The sequence below is a fragment of the Streptomyces sp. NBC_01750 genome, assembly GCF_035918095.1.
Classification (GTDB): domain Bacteria; phylum Actinomycetota; class Actinomycetes; order Streptomycetales; family Streptomycetaceae; genus Streptomyces.
On the sequence record NZ_CP109137.1, the window covers coordinates 3757052 to 3774553 of the forward strand.

The window sequence follows — 17502 nt, forward strand, 5'->3', positions numbered from 1 at the left end:
TGTCTGACGGACTCAGCACGCGGTCACTTGCCGAAGGCCATCATGGTCTTCGTCTCCTTCTCCTCCGCGTCATTGCTGGCGCTGACGCGGCCGCTGGCGAGGAAGAACCGGCCGTCCGCGAAGACCATCTTGGCGGAGTAGAAGGAGTTCTCGATCTCGGCGGTCGAGGCCGGGTGCTGCAGCAGCACCTTCGGCGCGCCACCCGTCGGCGCGATCGTCGCGACCGCACCGCCCTTGTCGTACGACGCTCCCTTGTAGACGAGTACGTTCCCGTCCTGCATGCCCAGCGGCGTCATCGACGTGTCGCCGCCTGCGGGCGAACGCCACTTGGGCTTGCCGGTGTCGAGGCTGAACGCGACGACCTCGTTGGCCCCGCCGGCCCGGGCGGGCTCGGTCGCCATGTAGAACGTGCTCGCGTCGGCGGCGACGCCGGTGCAGCCCTCGAGGTTCTGGCCGAAGACCACGAACCCACCGCCGCAACGCGGCTGGAACTTGTCCTTGCCGCCGTCGATCTGCGAGCGCACCGTGCCGTTGTCCTTCAGCGCCACGATGGACCACTTCTTCGGCTCACGCTGCGTCAGGGAGATGACCAGCGGGCTGGCCGAGTAGACCTTGTCGATCTCCCAGCCGACCGGAGTGTTGTACGTCCACTTGGCCTTACCGGTGGCCGGGTCGACCTCCGACAGCTGCTGCTTGGGCTTGTCGTAGTCCGACGTCGGGCAGCTCGCCGCGGCGATCAGCTTGGGGCCGCCCGCGAAGGCGAACGGCTTGCAGCCGTCCGTGGGTCCCTTGAAGAGCTGCTTGCCGTCGGCCATCGAGAAGCCGTAGGAGTTTCCGGTACCGCCCGCCGCGAGGGTGTTGCCGCTGATCGACAGAGTGAAGTCGGAGAGCGAGCTGAAGGCGCCACTGGCCTTGGGAATCGGCTTCTTCCAGCCCGCCTTGCCGGTCTTGAGGTCGATCATCTGCAGATTGAGGCACTTGGACCTCTCGGTGAGGCCGTCCTTGACCCCCACGACGATCTTGCCGTCGGCCGAGGTCTGCGCGGGCGCGGAGCAGATCTCGGTGCCGAGCGGCAGGCTCCACTTCTTCTTGCCGTCGGTCGCCGAATAGCCGACGACCTCCTTGTACATGCCTTTGACGACGGTGTCGCCGACGACCCACGGGCCGAACACCTCGGCGCCGTTGCGCGGCAGGTCGACATCGTTCTTCGTCAGGAACAGGACCTTCGCCTCGCCGGGCTTGCGCCCGGCGTTGAGGTCGTCGTTGGCCTCGCGGCCGTCGCCGCTGCCGTCGCCCTGGTCGACGGACTCCGAGCCCTGCGGCTTGGGGTCGTCGCTCTTGCTGACGTTCTGCTTGTCGTTCTTCTCGTCGTCACCGCCGCTGAGGGCGAAGTAGGTGCCGCCGCCGATCACCAGCAGCGCGGCGACGGCCGCGCCGACGATGGCGCCGGGCTTGCCCTTGAAGAAGCCGCCGATGCCACCGCCGCCCCCTGGCGGGGTGGGCGCGCCCGGGTACTGCGGCTGGGCCGGGTAGCCGCCGTAGGGACCCGGCTGCTGGCCGTACGGGCCGGGCTGCTGGTACGGGCCGGGCTGCTGGCTGTACGGGCCCGGCTGGCCGGGGGCCTGCTGCGGGTAGCCGTAACCGGGCTGGGCGGGCTGCTGCTGCTGCGGATATCCGTAACCCGGAGCCGGTGCGCCGGCCGGCGGCGCGGGCGGCATCTGCGGCGGCGGCCCCTGCGGGGCGGGCGGCATCTGCGGCGGCTGCGCGGGCGGCTGAGGAGCCCCGAAGCCTCCCTGGGGAGGCTGGTTAGGCGGCTGCGGCGGCTGGTTCGGCGGCTGTGTCATGAGTGTTTACCTCTGGAAATGGGGAGATGGGAGAAGGAGTTGGGATGTCCGAATGACTCAGAACGCGGTCACTTGCCGAAGGCCATCAGTGTTTTCGTCTCCCTCTCCTCGGCATCTTTGAGCGCGCTGACACTGGTAGCGGTGAGGAAGTAGCGGCCGTCCGCATACACCGTCCGCGGTTCGGTGAAGCCGGCCCCGATCTCGGACCGCGACAGCCGCGCCGAGGGCCCGCCCCTGAAGAAGCCGGAGCCACCGCCGGGCGGGGTGGGTGCGCCCGGGTACTGCGGCTCGGTCAAGTAGCCGCTGTACGGCCCCGGCTGCTGACCGCAGGGGCGGGGCGGCCGGTCGTACGGACCCGGCGGACCGGAAGCCCGCTGCGGGTAGCCGCAGCCGGGCTGCGTGGGCGGCATCCGCGGAGGCTGGGCCGGCGGCTGAGGAAACCCGTGCCGCGAGTCCTGGGAAACGCCTGAGCCACCCTGCGGCTGTTGCTGGCCGGGCGGCTGCGTCATGCGGTACTTCCCCCTTGGTGCGGCCTACCGCTCGAGCCGGTCTCCCGCGCAGCTCCGGCGAGCGTTTGCTCCGGAAGGGAGCGATTTGGCCATGGATTCTGCTGTTTCAGGTCAGTCGAGCGGGCTTCTTTCTATCACTCGGCCCCACTCGAACAAGGGGCCGGTCCGCCCCTGTTCCCAAGGGAGGACCGGCCCGTGATGCGGTTGTTACGCGCTCTGCACGGCTTCTCTACGCCTCCTCGGCGAGTTCGAGCCAGCGCATCTCCAACTCATCGCGCTCGACGATCAGTTCACGCAGCTCCGCATCCAGTTTCGCCACCTTCCCGAAGTCCGTGGCGTTATCGGCGATTTGGGCGTGCAGGTTGGTCTCCCGGTCGGAGATCTTGTTCAGCTGCCGCTCGAGCTTCTGCAGTTCCTTCTTCGCCGCGCGGGCGTCGCCCGACGACTTGGCCGCCGGCTTCTCCCCCGCGGCCGAAGCGGGCGCCGGCGTCGGCACGGCGGCCTCGATCATCCGCTGCCTGCGCTCCAGATACTCGTCGATACCGCGCGGCAGCATCCGCAGCGTGGCGTCGCCGAGCAGCGCGAACGTCCGGTCCGTCGTCCGCTCGATGAAGAAGCGGTCGTGCGAGATGACGACCATCGAGCCCGGCCAGCCGTCGAGCAGGTCCTCGAGCTGGGTCAGCGTCTCGATGTCGAGGTCGTTGGTGGGCTCGTCGAGGAAGAGGACGTTCGGCTCGTCCATCAGCAGCCGCAGAATCTGCAGCCTGCGCCGCTCACCGCCGGAGAGGTCACCCACCGGCGTCCACTGCTTGTCCTTGGTGAAGCCGAACTGCTCGCACAGCTGGCCCGCGGTCATCTCGCGGCCCTTGCCGAGGTCGACCCGGTCGCGTACCTGCTGCACGGCCTCTAGTACCCGCAGGGCCGGGTCGAGTTCGCCGACCTCCTGGGATAGGTAGGCCAGCTTCACGGTCTTGCCGACGATGACGCGGCCGCCGACGGGCTGCTTGTCGCCGTCGCTGCGGGCCGCGTCCGCCAAGGCGCGCAGCAGCGAGGTCTTGCCGGCGCCGTTCACTCCGACGAGGCCGATACGGTCGCCGGGGCCGAGCTGCCAGGTGAGGTGCTTCAGCAGCACCTTCGGGCCTGCCTGGACGGTCACGTCCTCCAGGTCGAAGACGGTCTTGCCGAGGCGGGCGTTGGCGAACTTCCTCAGCTCAGAGGTGTCGCGCGGCGGCGGCACATCGGCGATCAGCTCGTTCGCGGCCTCGATGCGGTAACGCGGCTTGGAGGTACGGGCCGGAGCGCCGCGCCGCAGCCAGGCGAGCTCCTTGCGCATCAGGTTCTGCCGCTTGACTTCTTCCGTCGCCGCGATGCGCTCGCGCTCGGCGCGCGCGAAGACGTAGTCGCTGTAGCCGCCCTCGTACTCGTGCACCGCGCCGCGCTGGACGTCCCACATCCGCGTGCAGACCTGGTCGAGGAACCAGCGGTCGTGGGTGACGCAGACGAGCGCCGAGCGGCGCGCCTGCAGATGCTTCGCCAGCCAGGCGATGCCCTCCACGTCGAGGTGGTTGGTGGGCTCGTCGAGGACGATCAGGTCCTGCTCGGCGATGAGCAGCTTGGCGAGCGCGATCCGGCGGCGCTCACCGCCGGAGAGCGGCCCGATGACGGTGTCGAGGCCCTGTTCGAAGCCCGGCAGGTGCAGGTCGCCGAAGAGCCCGGTGAGTACGTCACGGATCTTGGCGTTGCCCGCCCACTCGTGGTCGGCGAGGTCGCCGATGACCTCGTGCCGGACGGTTGCCTCGGGGTCGAGGGAGTCGTGCTGGGTGAGCACCCCGAGCCGCAGCCCGCCGCTCTGGGTGACCCGTCCCGTGTCGGGCTCCTCCAGCTTGGCGAGCATCCGGATGAGGGTGGTCTTGCCGTCGCCGTTGCGGCCGACGACGCCGATGCGGTCTCCCTCGGACACGCCGAGGGAGACCTTGTCCAGCAGGGCACGTGTTCCGTACACCTTGCTGACTGCCTCGACATTGACGAGGTTGACGGCCATTTCACTCCTGGGACGGGGGACGGATCGACGTCCAGCGTAGTCGCCGTCCCGGGCCTGTTCCGGACAGCCGGGGATCACCGGGATCCGACTTGCCCGTGGACGGTCCGCAGACGGGCCGCGGCCGCTTTTCGGCCAACGTTTCAGCGCCTGCCTGCCGCGAGCAACCAGGACACCCCTGCTCAGCTCTCACAGGCCACACAGGTCGTACCGGACCACACCTGGGGGAGCGGGCACGTCGGGGGCGTGCCCGGCCGGTCGGCCGTGGGCTCTGACCAGTCCGATGCCATCGTGGCACTCGCAGACGAGGAACCGATGACCAGACATCCCATATCCTCTGGTACCCGCCTACGCCGTACAGCGGCCGTCGCCGCGGCACTCACCGCGGTCGCTGCCGGGACCGGGGCCGCTCCGCTCGCCAAAGCGGCGCCGACGACCACCGCACCCAAGCTCAAGCTGATCGCCGCCTCCAGCTCCGTGACACTCGACCGCTGGGAGGGCGAGCCCGGGGTTTCTCTGGACCTCGGGACGTACGTCACGGTCGACGGGGGGCCGCTGGAGTTCAAGGTGACGCGCCCGTCCTACAAGAAGCCCGTGACCGCCGCGCAGATCATCCACGAGGGGAAGAAGACGCGGACCAAGCCCCTTCCGGCGGGTCTGGTGAAGGACTTCTCCGGCCTGCCGGGCTTCCTCAAGGTGACGATCAGCAAGGCGTCCGGCGCGAAGGTGCTGGACACCACGCAGGCGTTCTGCCCGAACAGCGCGGCCGGACGGATCCGGCCGGACGCGCCGGCCACCTCGAAGTATCCCGAGGAATGCCCCAGGAACCCCTTCACGCTCGGCTCCGTGTGGGGCGTCGAGAACGGCTGGGCGGCCAACACGAGCCGGGGCGGCGCATCACAGCCGGCCGATCTGCCTCCCGGCGACTACATCGCCAAGGTCTCCGTGGCGAAGACCTACCGTGACCTGTTCGGCATGGCGGACGAGCAGAAGACGATCAAGGTGAAGGTACGGCAGATCGCCGAGGGCGGGGGCGGGCCGGCGGCCTCACGCTCGGCCCACTCGGCGATGGCCGGGCACTCGGGGCACGGCGCCGCGGCGTCGGCCCACGCGGGCCACCACGGCGTCGACGGACGCGGTGCGGACTCCCCCGCGCCGCCCGCGCTGTCGCACGCTCTGGAGGACCTCGGCAGGGCGACGCACCTGGGAGACGGTCCCGGGCACACCGACGGCTCCCGGAACGCGCCCGCGCTGAAGGCCAACGCCCACCGCCCGACCGGCCGGGCGAGCGTGCCCAACGTGCCGAAGCCGGACCTGCGTTCGCTCCCGGCATGGGATATCGCCATCTCCGACGGCGAGGACGGGGACGCCCCCGGCAAGGACTATCTGGCCTTCAGCGCCAACGTCTGGAACGCGGGCCCCGCCCCACTGGTCGTCGACGGTTTCCGCAGCCCCGGCAAGAACCTGATGGACGCCTACCAGTACTTCTACGACGCCAACGGCAAGCAGATCGGGTACACGCCCACGGGCAGCATGGAATGGGACCCGCGCGTGGGTCACGAACACTGGCACTTCAAGGACTTCGCCAGCTACCGCCTGCTGAGCGCCAACCAGGCCGAGATCGTGCGCAGCGGCAAGGAGGCCTTCTGTCTGGCCAACACCGACGCCGTCGACTACACGGTGAAGAACGCCAACTGGCACCCGAACAACACTGATCTGTCGACCGCCTGCGGCGAGCAGAACTCGGTGTCCGTGCGCGAGGTCCTCGACGTCGGCTCCGGCGACACGTACACCCAGTACCGTCCCGGACAGTCCTTCGACGTCACCGACCTGCCGAACGGCACCTACTTCATCCAGGTGATCGCCAACCCCGAACACCGCCTCCAGGAGACGAACCTGAAGAACAACGTCGCCCTGCGGAAGGTCGTTCTGGGCGGTAAGCCCGGCGCCCGCACGGTGACGGTACCTCCGCACGATCTGATCAACGCTCCCTGATCCTGGGCCCGTCGCAGCCCGGCCCACGGCCGGGCTGCGACCGGGCACATCCCTTGCGCGCGTGACCTGCGGCGGTCGCCCGGGAAGCGGCTCCTAGGAAGCGGTCCGGCGGCCTCTGCCCGCCGTCTCGACCAGCAGCCAGCCGATGAGCGCCATGGCGACGGCGACGGGCGCGGTGACGCGTACGGCGACCAGCATCGCGGACTTGCCCTGCAGCATGCCGCCGAAGCCCACCATCGACAGACCGAGCACGCCGAACAGGCAGAGCGTGATCCCAAGGGCGGCGGCGGGCCCCGATCCGCCCTTCCCCGCGGCCCCGGAGGCCGCGCTCACCGGCCGCTCGAAGGTGCGGAAGGCGGCGACGAGCAGCGCGGTCACCACGGCGGCCACGGCGATACGGAACGGGACCTGCGCCCACCAGGCGGCGGAGGCGGGGACGGGCAGCGGTATGCCGAGGGCGATCATCGCGCCGTACACGCCGAGCATCGCGGTGAGATGCCACAGGAACGCGGTCATCGCGATGCCGTTGGCGGCGACGACGGCCCGCCAGACCCGGGCCCGCTGCACGAAGCGCGTACCGGGCGTACGGAGCAGCTCCACCGCGCCGACCAGCCACAGGCCGTGGAAGAGGAGCGCGAGGGTGGGCGGGGCCATGTTGGAGACCTTCTCGCCGGGCATCCCGACCATGCTCAGGGGGTACGGGCCGAACGCGACCAGGCCCGCGGCGCCGGCGAGTCCCGCGGCCGCGAGCGCGGAGGGCATCCGGATCCGGCCGTCGGCGCGTAGGAAGCCGAGCTGGTGGACGGCGAGCCAGACGAAGGCGAAGTTCAGGAACTCGACGAACGGCACCCCGCCGAGGAAGCGCAGTCCGTCGACGAGCGCGGCACCGGCGACGAGCGCGGCAAAGGCGCCCCAGCCGTAACGCTCGTGCAGCCTCAGCAGCGGCGGCGTGAAGGCGACCATCGCCAGGTAGATCCCGATGAACCAGAGCGGCTGGGCGACCAGCCGCAGCGCTGTGCCGGTCAGCCCGGTCGAGTCACCGCCGTCGCCGAGAAGCTGGACGAGCAGCGCGGCCGTGCCCCAGACCAGGATGAAGACCATGGTGGGCCGCAGCAGCCGCTGCAGCCGGGCCCGCAGGAATGCGGCGTAGACGGAGCCGTCGGTCTTCCGGGTGAGGGAGCGGTACGAGAGGGCGTGCGAGAAGCCGCCGACGAAGAAGAACACCGGCATGATCTGCAGGCCCCAGGTGAGCGGCTGCAGCTCGGGCACGACGGCGAGGAGATTCCCGACGCCGTCCCCGGCGACGACGGCCATCAGCCAGTGCCCGAGCACGACGGTCCCCAGCGAGGCGACCCTCAGCAGGTCGATGTACCGGTCCCGGGTCCCGGGCGTGGCAGCGGCGAGCTCACGAACGCTTGATCCCATGCGAGTACGGTGCCGCGGGGGTGCGGGGGCATGTGAGGGCGCTCGTACTCAACCCGGATCTGAGTATCCCGCCCACCCGCGCTCGAGCATGGGATGCGGGACGCCTCCGGGCCGGAACCGCCTTACACCAGCACCGCACCTGTCGCCGGGGACGGCGCCACCCTCGCCGTGCGGCACGTGCCCGAGGACAGCAGCGCCTGCGCCACTCCCCGCGCCGCGTCCTCGTCCTTCGTCAGGAACGCCGTCGTCGGGCCCGAGCCCGAGACCAGGGACGCGAGTGCGCCCGCCGCCGTGCCCGCCGCGAGGGTGGCAGACAGCGAAGGCCGCAGCGAGAGCGCCGCAGGCTGCAGGTCATTGACGAGCGCGCCCGCCAGCGCCGAGGCGTCGCCCGTACGCAGGGCCTCGAGCAGCGCGGGGGAGGCGACCGGCGCGGGGACGGCGATGCCTTCGTTGAGGCGGTCGAACTCGCCGTACACCGCGGGGGTCGACAGTCCGCCGTCCGCCACCGCGAACACCCAGTGGAAGTCCCCGCCGACCGCCAGCTCGGTCAGCTGCTCGCCGCGACCGGTGCCCAGCGCCGCGCCGCCCACCAGGCTGAACGGCACATCGCTGCCCAACTCGGCGCAGATCGCGAGAAGTTCGGAGCGCGACGAGCCAACACCCCACAGCGCGTCGCACGCCAGCAGCGCACCCGCGCCGTCCGCGCTGCCGCCGGCCATACCGCCCGCGACAGGGATGTCCTTGGCGATGTGGATGTGGACGTCCGGGGACAGGCCGTGGCGGGCCGCGAGCAGTTCGGCCGCGCGCGCCGCCAAGTTCGTACGGTCCAGGGGAACTTGATGCGCGTCCGGGCCCGAGCACGTGATCGTCAGCGACTCGGCCGGGGTCACCGTGACCTCGTCGTACAGGCCGACCGCCAGGAAGACATTCGCGAGGTCGTGGAAGCCGTCGGGCCGCGCCCCGCCCACCGCCAGCTGGACATTCACCTTCGCAGGGACCCGTACCGTGACGCTCACGCCTTGGCCTCCGCGATCCGTGCGAACTCCTCCACCGTCAGCGCTTCCCCGCGCGCCTGCGGGGAGATGCCGGCCTCGACCAGCGCCGCCTCCGCCGCCGCCGGCGATCCGGCCCAGCCCGCCAGCGCCGCCCGCAGTGTCTTGCGGCGCTGCGCGAACGCCGCGTCGACCACCGCGAAGACCTCCGCCTTCGAGGCCGTGGTCTTCACCGGCTCGGTGCGGCGGACCAGGGACACGAGCCCCGAGTCCACATTCGGGGCCGGCCAGAAGACGTTCCGGCCGATCGAGCCGGCCCGCTTCACCTGCGCGTACCAGTTCGCCTTCACCGAAGGCACTCCGTACACCTTGTTGCCCGGCTTGGCCGCGAGCCGGTCCGCGACCTCCGCCTGGACCATCACCAGCGTCCGCTCGATCGTCGGGAAGCGGTCCAGCATATGGAGGAGGACAGGAACAGCGACGTTGTACGGCAGGTTCGCGACCAGCGCGGTCGGCGCCGGACCCGGCAGCTCCCGCACCTGCATCGCGTCGGAGTGGACCAGCGAGAAGCGTTCGGCGCGCGCCGGCATCCGGGCCGCGATCGTCGACGGCAGCGCGCCCGCCAGCACATCGTCGATCTCGACGGCAACAACCCGGTCCGCCGACTCCAGCAGCGCCAGGGTCAGCGACCCGAGCCCGGGGCCGACCTCGACGACGACGTCGCCTTCCCGCACCCCGGCGGTCCGTACGATCCGGCGGACCGTATTGGCGTCGATGACGAAGTTCTGACCGCGCTGCTTGGTGGGGCGTACGCCCAGCGCTGCGGCCAGTTCACGGATGTCGGCGGGGCCGAGGAGTGCGTCGGGCTCAGTGGTGCTCACCGATACAGCCTACGGCCGCAGTGCGGCCACGGACTCGCCCCCCTTTGCACGAAGAGCTTCTTCGCCCGGTACGTCTGTTCCGTCGCGGGCGCGTCCTGCGGCCGCCCGCTGCCGCCCAGCGCATGCCAGGTCCTGGTGTCGAACTGGTACAGCCCGCCGTAGGTGCCCGAGGGATCGACCGCCCCCGGCCGACCGCCCGACTCGCAGCGCGCGAGAGCGTCCCAGTTCAGCCCGTCCGCGCCCTGCACGGAGTCCGGCAGCCGCTTGGTGCCCACCTTCACCTGCTGGGTGACGGGCTCCCGCACCACCTCCTCGGCGATCTTCTTCGGCTTCTGCCGCACCCCGTTGACCGTCCGCAGGAAGTATGTGACCCGTCGCGCGCCCGGCCGGCCCGGCCGCGCGACGACGTCGGTGCCCGCCAAGAGCGAGGAGTCCCCGGTCCGCTCGGTCTCGAAGTCGATCGGCTCCTCGCGGATCTCCTCGGCGGTGGTGATCCGCATAACGGTGATCGTCTGGCCGTCGCGCGGAAAGCCGGTGAGCGGTACGGAGGTGGTGTCCTGCCCGCGCAGCTCGATGCCGGCCTCGTCCAGCGCCTCGCGCACACTCGCCGCGTTCGTACGGATGGCGCGCTCGCGCCCGTCGGCCATGAAGGTCACCGTCCGCTCGGTCCGTACGTCCAGCGCGAGGCCCGTGCGGGAGATCGGCGAGGAGCGGGAGGCGGACAGATAGGCGCCATCGGCCCGCACTCCGAGCTGGCGCAGCGCGCCGTCGACGGTACGGGCGGTGGTCCACACCCGGCGGCGCTGACCGTCGAGGGTGAGCATCACGGGCCGGCCGTAGCGGACGATGATCTCGTCGCCGCTGGCGAGGGCCGCGCCGGGGGCCGGGGCGATGATGTCGTGCCCGGTGACATGGAGGCCCTCGTCCTCGAGGAGCTCCTGCACATCGTCGGCGAAGGTGTGCATGGTGCGCGGTACGCCGTCGATGCTGAGCCGTACCGCCTTGTCGTTGGCGACGAAGGCCGAGGTGCCACCCGCCAGAAAGGCGACGACGAGGGCCTGCGGGATGAGCCGGCGCAGGGTGTCGGGCTTCTGCACGGTCCTGCGGCGGCGGGCGGCGCGACGGGCCTCGGCACGGCCACCCGCCCCGGCGGGGACGTCCACGGCCGGCACGGCGGCGGGACCCGGGCTCTGGCGCGGCAGCGACGGCCCGGGTGCTTCGTACGGGCTCGGCCCGGGTGCTTCGTGCGACGACGGGGGCGATACGTACCGCGTGAGCTCAGGCGCTTCGTAAGGTGCCGGCCCGGACGCTTCGTACCGCGTGAGCTCAGGCGCTTCGTAAGGTGCCGGCCCGGGCCCTTCGTGCGGCTCCGCCGTGCTGGCGGCGGCACGACGACAGTCGCGCCCGCCTCGGTCACTGCCCTGCGAATTGTTCACGACGCTCCGTAGGTCCGGTCCGGTCCGCCAGATGGCGTTGCGGGCCGGGACACTAGCGGAGCTACGGTCACTATCCAAAGCGGCTCGACTACGCAGTGTCGCGGGACTGTCCTGCGCCGAACCCGCCGCCGGAGCCGGCGGCGGGTTCGCGTTATCCCTCAGTAATCAAATGCGCGAGCCGTATTGGCCGAAATCGCCGCGGCCAGCGTGTCCTCGTCGAGGCCCTTCACCGCCGCCATCGCCCGCAGCGTGACCGGAATGAGATATGGCGCATTGGGCCGTCCGCGGTACGGCGCCGGCGTGAGAAACGGCGCATCCGTTTCGACGAGTACGAGCTCCGCCGGGGCAACGGCGAGCGCGTCGCGCAGCGGCTGCGCGTTCTTGAAGGTCACGTTCCCGGCAAAGGACATGAAATAGCCTGCTGCCGCGCACACTTCGGCCATTTCCGCGTCACCCGAATAGCAGTGGAAGACGGTGCGCTCCGGGGCGCCCTCCTCGGCGAGGATCCGCAGGACGTCGGCGTGCGCCTCCCGGTCGTGGATGACCAGCGCCTTGCCGTGCCGTTTGGCGATCTCGATATGGGCCCGGAAGGAGCGCTCCTGAGCGGCCACGCCCCCGGGGCCCGTACGGAAGAAGTCCAGCCCGGTCTCGCCGACCGCGCGCACCTGCGGGAGGGCGGCCAGCCGGTCGATCTCGGCGAGCGCGTCGTCCAGCGCGCTGTCGCCGCCGGCGTCGCGCGCACCGTGCCGCGACCCGCCTCCCCCAGTGCCCTGGTCGCCGTGCACGATGCGCGGAGCCTCGTTGGGGTGCAGGGCGACCGCGGCGTGCACGCTGTCGTGCGCGGCTGCCGTCTCCGCGGCCCAGCGGGAACCCTTGATGTCGCAGCCCACCTGGACCACCGCGGTCACGCCGACGGCCGCGGCCCTCGCCAGCGCCTCCTCGACCGTGCCTTCCTGCATGTCCAGGTGGGTGTGCGAATCGGCGACCGGCACGCCGAGCGGTTCGGGCAGCGGTGGTGCGGACTTCGAACTCATGGCGCGATCCTACGAGGCTCGCGCCCCCCGTCTCACTCCTGGTGGAACAGCCTCACTTGCGGTGGTGGAAGGGGTGCAGGAGGTCGGAGAGGTGCCAGTGGTGAGGTTCGGCCGTCCGGGTCTTTTCGGCGCCCGCCACTTCGGGCATCGCCGCTTCACTCTCCAACGGCGGGCGCTCCACCGACTCGCGCTCCCGCGGCGCGGCAGCGGCCTGGACGGACTTCTTCGCGGCGGGTGCCGGCGACATCAGGTTGCGCACTGAGGAGACCTGTCCGGACCGCATGATCCGTACGACATGTCCGCCGCAGTTGAGGCAGTTCGGGCTCGAGAGCGGGGACGGCACCCGGGCGCCCGCGGCCGTATAGACAACAAACTCCTGGCCGGTGGCGTCGACGTGGTGCTCTATCTCGTAGGACTGCTCCCAGCCGTGCCCGCAATGCATGCAGGCGAAGGCGTACGCCTCGTGGACCTTGGCGGTGCCTGTGATCTCACTCATGCCAGCTCCTCTCCACTGACTCAGTGGACGCCCATCCGGGCGGGAGCGCATCAGTCCCTGTCGATTAATGGTCTGGTCTTTGGTCTTCCCATGCAGAAAGGCTCAAGGCACGGTCTGCGCTTTGCTTTTTACGATAGTCCTTTACCCTCCACAGGGACCGGCCGATCCGCATTCTTTGCCGCCACCACGGCATCGAAGACCTCGCGCTTGGGAAGCCCCGCCTCGGCGGCGACCGCCGCAATGGCCTCCTTGCGCCGTTCGCCTGCCTCCTCCCGCACCCGCACCCTGCGCACCAGCTCGGCCGGGTCGAGATCCCCGGGCCCCGACTCGGGAGCGCCCTCGACGACAACAGTGATCTCGCCACGTACGCCGTCGGCCGCCCAGTCCGCCAGCTCACCGAGACCTCCGCGCTTGATCTCCTCGTACGTCTTCGTCAGCTCGCGGCAGACGGCGGCCCGGCGCTCGGCGCCGAACACCTCGGCCATCGCGGCGAGGGTGTCGTCGAGCCGGTGCGGGGCCTCGAAGTAGACGAGAGTGCGCCGCTCGTTCTCGACCTCGCGCAGCCGGCCGAGCCGCTCGCCCGCCTTGCGCGGCAGGAAACCCTCGAAGCAGAAGCGGTCCACGGGCAGCCCGGACAGGGCCAGCGCGGTCAGTACGGCGGACGGGCCGGGCACCGCCGTGACCTTGATGTCCTGCTCAACGGCGGCGGCGACCAGCCGGTAACCGGGGTCGGAGACGGACGGCATGCCGGCGTCGGTGACCAGCAGCACCCGGGAGCCGCCGGTCAGCGCCTCGACCAGCTCCGGCGTACGGGCGGACTCATTGCCCTCGAAGTACGACACGACACGCCCCCGCGTGTGCACCCCGAGCGCCTGCGTGAGCCGGCGCAGCCGCCGGGTGTCCTCCGCGGCCACGATGTCGGCGCGCTCCAGCTCGGCGGCGAGCCGGGGCGGCGCGTCGGCGACATCACCGATGGGGGTCCCTGCGAGTACGAGCACGCCTGTCGGGGGTCCGGGGGCCGTTCCCCGGGAGAGCACAGTTGTCACGTACGCCATCCTCGCAGGACCGGACGTACGACTCGCACAGCCGCGTTCCCTACGATGGCGCGGTGACCAGTACCGCGCCACAGACCCAGCAGGGCAAGGACGCCGATCAGCAGCCACCCGGCTGGCAGCAGCGGCTGCGCAGATTCGGCTACGTGCCCCGGCCCGTGATCGGGCTGCGCGAACGCCTGGCGCCGCCCTACACGCGCCCCTCCGAGCGGCTGTGGCCGGTCTTCGGCATCCCGCCGTCGGTCGCGAACCCGCTGCTGCGCTGGGCTGCCTGGGGCGGCCCGCTGCTGGTGGCGCTGGTCGCGGGCGTGCTGCGGTTCTGGAACCTCGGCCAGCCGGATGCGGTGATATTCGACGAGACGTACTACGCCAAGGACGCCTGGGCCCTGATCAATCAGGGGTACGAGGGCAGCTGGCCGAAGGACATCGACAGACAGATCCTCGAGACCCCGTCGAGCGTCTCTGTCCCGACCGACCCCGGCTATGTGGTGCATCCGCCGGTCGGCAAGTGGGTCATCGGCATCGGCGAGCATTTCTTCGGGTTCTCGCCCTTCGGCTGGCGCTTCATGGTCTTCCTGCTCGGCACACTGTCGGTGCTGATGCTCTGCCGGATCGGGCGGCGGCTGTTCCGCTCGACGTTCCTGGGCTGTCTGGCGGGTGCGCTGCTCACCGTGGACGGACTGCACTTCGTGATGAGCCGCACGGCGCTGCTCGACCAGGTGTTGATGTTCTTCGTGCTGGCCGCCTTCGGCTGCCTGCTCATCGACCGGGACTGGGCGCGCCGACGGCTCGCGGCGGCGCTGCCGACGGACGAGGAGGGCGTGCTGCGCCCTGATGCGACGGTCGCGGAGACGCTGCGCCTCGGCTGGCGTCCCTGGCGGCTGGCGGCGGGCCTGATGCTGGGCCTGGCAGCCGGCACCAAGTGGAACGGCCTGTATGTGATGGTCGCGTTCTGCCTGATGACCGTCCTGTGGGACGTGGGCGCCCGCCGGACGGCGGGTGCGGTGCAGCCGTACCGGACGGTGCTGAAGAAGGACGTGGTGCCGGCCTTCGTCTCGACGGTGCCGGTCGCGATCGTGACGTACATCGCGTCCTGGACCGGCTGGATCGTCACGGACAAGGGCTACTTCAGGAACTGGGCCGAGAAGGACGGCAAGGGCGGCAGCTGGACCTGGCTGCCGGACTGGCTGCGCAGCCTGTGGCACTACGAGAACGAGGTCTACGAGTTCCACGTCAACCTGACCTCCGGCCACACGTACCAGTCGAACCCGTGGAGCTGGATCGTGCTGGGCCGCCCGGTCTCGTACTTCTACGAGGACCCGAACGCGGGCACCAAAGGCTGCCCGTCGGACACTGCGGACAAGTGCGCCCGCGAGGTACTGGCACTCGGCACACCGCTGCTGTGGTGGGCGGCCTGCTTCGCGGTCTGCTACATCCTGTGGCGCTGGCTGTTCCGCCGGGACTGGCGCGCGGGCGCCATCGCCTGCGGCATCGCGGCGGGCTGGGTGCCGTGGTTCTTCTACCAGGAACGCACGATCTTCCTGTTCTACGCGGTCGTGTTCGTGCCGTTCCTGTGTCTGGCGGTCGCGATGATGATCGGCGCGATCCTGGGCCCGCCGGGCTCGGACGAACGCAGGCGGGCGATCGGCGCCATCGGCGCGGGGGTGCTGGTGCTGCTGATCATCTGGAACTTCATCTACTTCTATCCGCTGTACACGGGGAGGCCGATCCCGGTGGAGGAGTGGCGGAACAGGATGTGGCTGGACACCTGGGTGTAGCAGGAACGACGGCGGGTGCGGCACCGGTTGGTGCGGCACCCGCCGTCGTGGTCGGTGGGACAGGATCTTCCCGACCCCGAACGCCGGTTGAGCGTCGGGCCAGGTTCCCCGCCGCGGTCCCGCCCGGCCAGGACGCCCAGGTCAACGGTGAGTTCTGGCGGACGGGCGCTGTTGCAGAGTGGTGACAGTGCGGGGTTGTCCGGTCGATCTTGATGGGTGAGGATGAGCACATCGCCGCACAGCCGGAACCGAACAGGGCCGGACGGAAGGCGAGTTCTCGCGCCACGCACCACCGGGTAAGCCTCTCCGCGCTGCCCGATCAGTTCCACCCGCACTGCCTCGTTCCCTTTGCGCTGTCCCGTACCACCTCTCATCTGCTTCACCTTGCCGCGGCACTTCGCCGCGCTGCTCCTGCGTTCGGCCGGCGCCCGCCCATCCAGCGGAAGCCCGGCCCCTAGTCGATTCCTTGGGGGGAGTCCACCATGTCCGCTCGCTTCGCCTCCGCCGCCGCTCTCACCGTCGCCGCCGCCGTCGGCACCACCCTCGTCCCGCTCACCGCGTATGCCGCGCCGGTGGCCTCGGGCAAGCCCCTCACGATTGAGCTGGGCACCCCGGCGCCGGCCGGACCGCTGGCCCGGGGCGGGGCCACCGAGACGTTCACGTTCACCGTGAAGAACTCCTCGGACAAGGCGGTCGACTTCCTGCCGTGGATGGTCGCCGACTCGGACGGTGCGAGCCCCGTGGCGTCCTCCCACATCGTCTTCGACGTGGAGCCGGTGAACGCCCCGGCGACGGACGACTACGTCATGCAGCAGGACGGCTCTGCGCAGGGCCTCTTCTACCCGGCCGGAAAGCAGAAGGGCGACTCGTTCTCGGTGCCCGCCAAGGGCGAGCTGAGCTGGAAGGTGTCCGTCGGCCTCGGCAAGAAGTACCCCTCCAACAACGGCAACCTGAAGCTGAACGCGGCCGACCTGCTCGACCACGCCCAGCGCGAGAAGGACGACGTCCTCGTCTTCGAGACCAGCCCGAAGGTCGAGTCCGGTCCGGCCAGTCTGCGCCTTCTGTCCGACCCGAAGACGCCCATCAAGCCCGGCACGTACGGCCAGGTCTCCCTGATCCACCAGCTCAAGGGCACGGCGACGTTCGACTCCGACCTGGAGACGACGCTGGAGGTCGAGCAGGGCCCCGACGACACGCGGTCCGTCCCCCAGCTCGTGGTCGAGGAGCTCGCGGCCGACGGCAGCTACGTCAGGGCCACCCGGATCGACGGCCAGAACAAGTGGCAGCTGTCGGACATCGGCAAGAACTTCATCGTGCACCGCACCACCCTTCGCGTGAGCGTGGTCGACTTCAAGGGCATCCAGAAGCCGCTCAAGCTGAAGCTGCACGCGTCGAGCTCGCTGACCGAGGGCAACAGGACGCCGTTCCTGGGCGCGGACGGCGCGATCACCATCGCCCCCGAGCGCGGCACCACGACGCCGGGCGGAACGCCGTCGGCGACCCCGTCCGCCACGCCGTCGCCCACGGCATCGGCGTCCGCGTCCCCGACTCCGTCCGCCTCGGCCACGGCCACGGCCACGGCGACAACCGGCGCGAACACCCCCGTCACCACCACCGGTGCGCTCGCCTCCACGGGCTCCTCCGACACCACCCGGTACGCGGCCCTGGCCGCCGCCCTGATCGGCGCCGGCGGCGTGCTCACCGCGCTGCGTCTGCGCCGCCGCTGAGGCAGTGCTGCCACACGGCCCAGTCACGGCCCTTCTCGCCCTGCCCGGCGCGTGGCGGGCGATGCGCCCCGCGCCGGCCAGGACCGATCGGCTCGGTGACCGCTGCCGTTCCCTCACGCATCCGGCGCTCGCCGCGCTGGACCCGCGGCGAACCGAGCTCATGGACCGCAGTTTCGCCGACCGGGAGGCCCGGCAGGAACGAGGACGCAACCTGGTTCGTCTCCTGGCCGGCCTCCTTCGGAAGATCCGGACGACACGCCCTGGCCGCGGCTGACATCCACAGGTTGCGAGGATG

Annotated in this window: 13 protein-coding genes; 3 read left to right on the forward strand and 10 right to left on the reverse strand. The window is 70.6% G+C overall.

The genetic code is table 11. From position 1 onward, the window contains the following. Positions 1-23: 23 nt before the first annotated feature. The 3 genes from OG966_RS16705 to OG966_RS16715 form a co-directional block, all read right to left on the reverse strand. Positions 24-1844 carry a PQQ-binding-like beta-propeller repeat protein gene (locus OG966_RS16705; RefSeq protein ID WP_326650457.1) on the reverse strand — a complete coding sequence of 607 codons (1821 nt, stop codon included), beginning with the start codon at positions 1842-1844 and terminating at the stop codon, positions 24-26. 68 nt (positions 1845-1912) lie between these two features. Then, positions 1913-2254, reverse strand: coding sequence for a hypothetical protein (locus tag OG966_RS16710; protein WP_326650458.1), 342 nt, complete (start codon positions 2252-2254; stop codon positions 1913-1915). Between the two features lie 328 nt (positions 2255-2582). Beyond that, positions 2583-4394, reverse strand: coding sequence for an ABC-F family ATP-binding cassette domain-containing protein (locus OG966_RS16715; RefSeq protein ID WP_326650459.1), 1812 nt, complete (start codon positions 4392-4394; stop codon positions 2583-2585). 312 nt (positions 4395-4706) lie between these two features. On the opposite strand from OG966_RS16715, the gene OG966_RS16720 reads away from it, so the two are divergent. Continuing rightward, a complete protein-coding gene (locus OG966_RS16720; RefSeq protein WP_326655246.1) occupies positions 4707-6386 on the forward strand; it encodes a lysyl oxidase family protein in 1680 nt (559 codons plus the stop codon). A 93-nt stretch (positions 6387-6479) separates the two neighbouring features. On the opposite strand, the gene OG966_RS16725 is transcribed toward OG966_RS16720, so the two are convergent. From OG966_RS16725 to rsmI, 7 genes are all read right to left on the reverse strand, one after another. Further along, on the reverse strand, positions 6480-7811 hold the full coding sequence (locus tag OG966_RS16725) for an acyltransferase family protein (protein WP_326650460.1): 1332 nt from the start codon (positions 7809-7811) through the stop codon (positions 6480-6482). A 122-nt stretch (positions 7812-7933) separates the two neighbouring features. Then, positions 7934-8827 carry a 4-(cytidine 5'-diphospho)-2-C-methyl-D-erythritol kinase gene (locus tag OG966_RS16730; protein WP_326650461.1) on the reverse strand — a complete coding sequence of 298 codons (894 nt, stop codon included), beginning with the start codon at positions 8825-8827 and terminating at the stop codon, positions 7934-7936. After that, positions 8824-9684, reverse strand: a complete 861-nt coding sequence (rsmA, locus tag OG966_RS16735) for a 16S rRNA (adenine(1518)-N(6)/adenine(1519)-N(6))-dimethyltransferase RsmA (RefSeq protein WP_326650463.1) — start codon at positions 9682-9684, stop codon at positions 8824-8826. The genes OG966_RS16730 and rsmA overlap by 4 nt, the downstream gene beginning before the upstream one ends. After that, positions 9681-10886, reverse strand: a complete 1206-nt coding sequence (locus tag OG966_RS16740; RefSeq protein ID WP_326655247.1) for a ubiquitin-like domain-containing protein — start codon at positions 10884-10886, stop codon at positions 9681-9683. The genes rsmA and OG966_RS16740 overlap by 4 nt, the downstream gene beginning before the upstream one ends. A 392-nt stretch (positions 10887-11278) precedes the next feature. Further along, entirely contained in the window at positions 11279-12154 is an 876-nt protein-coding gene (locus OG966_RS16745) for a TatD family hydrolase (protein ID WP_326650464.1), read from the reverse strand. Positions 12155-12206: 52 nt separating this feature from the next. Continuing rightward, positions 12207-12650 (reverse strand): hypothetical protein, encoded by a 444-nt coding sequence (locus OG966_RS16750; RefSeq protein ID WP_326650465.1) that lies wholly within the window; start codon positions 12648-12650, stop codon positions 12207-12209. Positions 12651-12778: 128 nt separating this feature from the next. Next, a complete protein-coding gene (rsmI, locus tag OG966_RS16755; protein ID WP_326650466.1) occupies positions 12779-13696 on the reverse strand; it encodes a 16S rRNA (cytidine(1402)-2'-O)-methyltransferase in 918 nt (305 codons plus the stop codon). Positions 13697-13758: 62 nt separating this feature from the next. Here rsmI and OG966_RS16760 point away from each other — a divergent pair, with 62 nt between their 5' ends. Continuing rightward, the gene (locus OG966_RS16760; protein ID WP_326650467.1) at positions 13759-15480 is read left to right on the forward strand and encodes a dolichyl-phosphate-mannose--protein mannosyltransferase; all 1722 of its coding nucleotides are present in this window, start codon (positions 13759-13761) and stop codon (positions 15478-15480) included. Positions 15481-15962: 482 nt separating this feature from the next. Further along, a complete protein-coding gene (locus OG966_RS16765) occupies positions 15963-17207 on the forward strand; it encodes a hypothetical protein (RefSeq protein ID WP_326650468.1) in 1245 nt (414 codons plus the stop codon). The last annotated feature ends 295 nt before the right edge of the window (positions 17208-17502 follow it).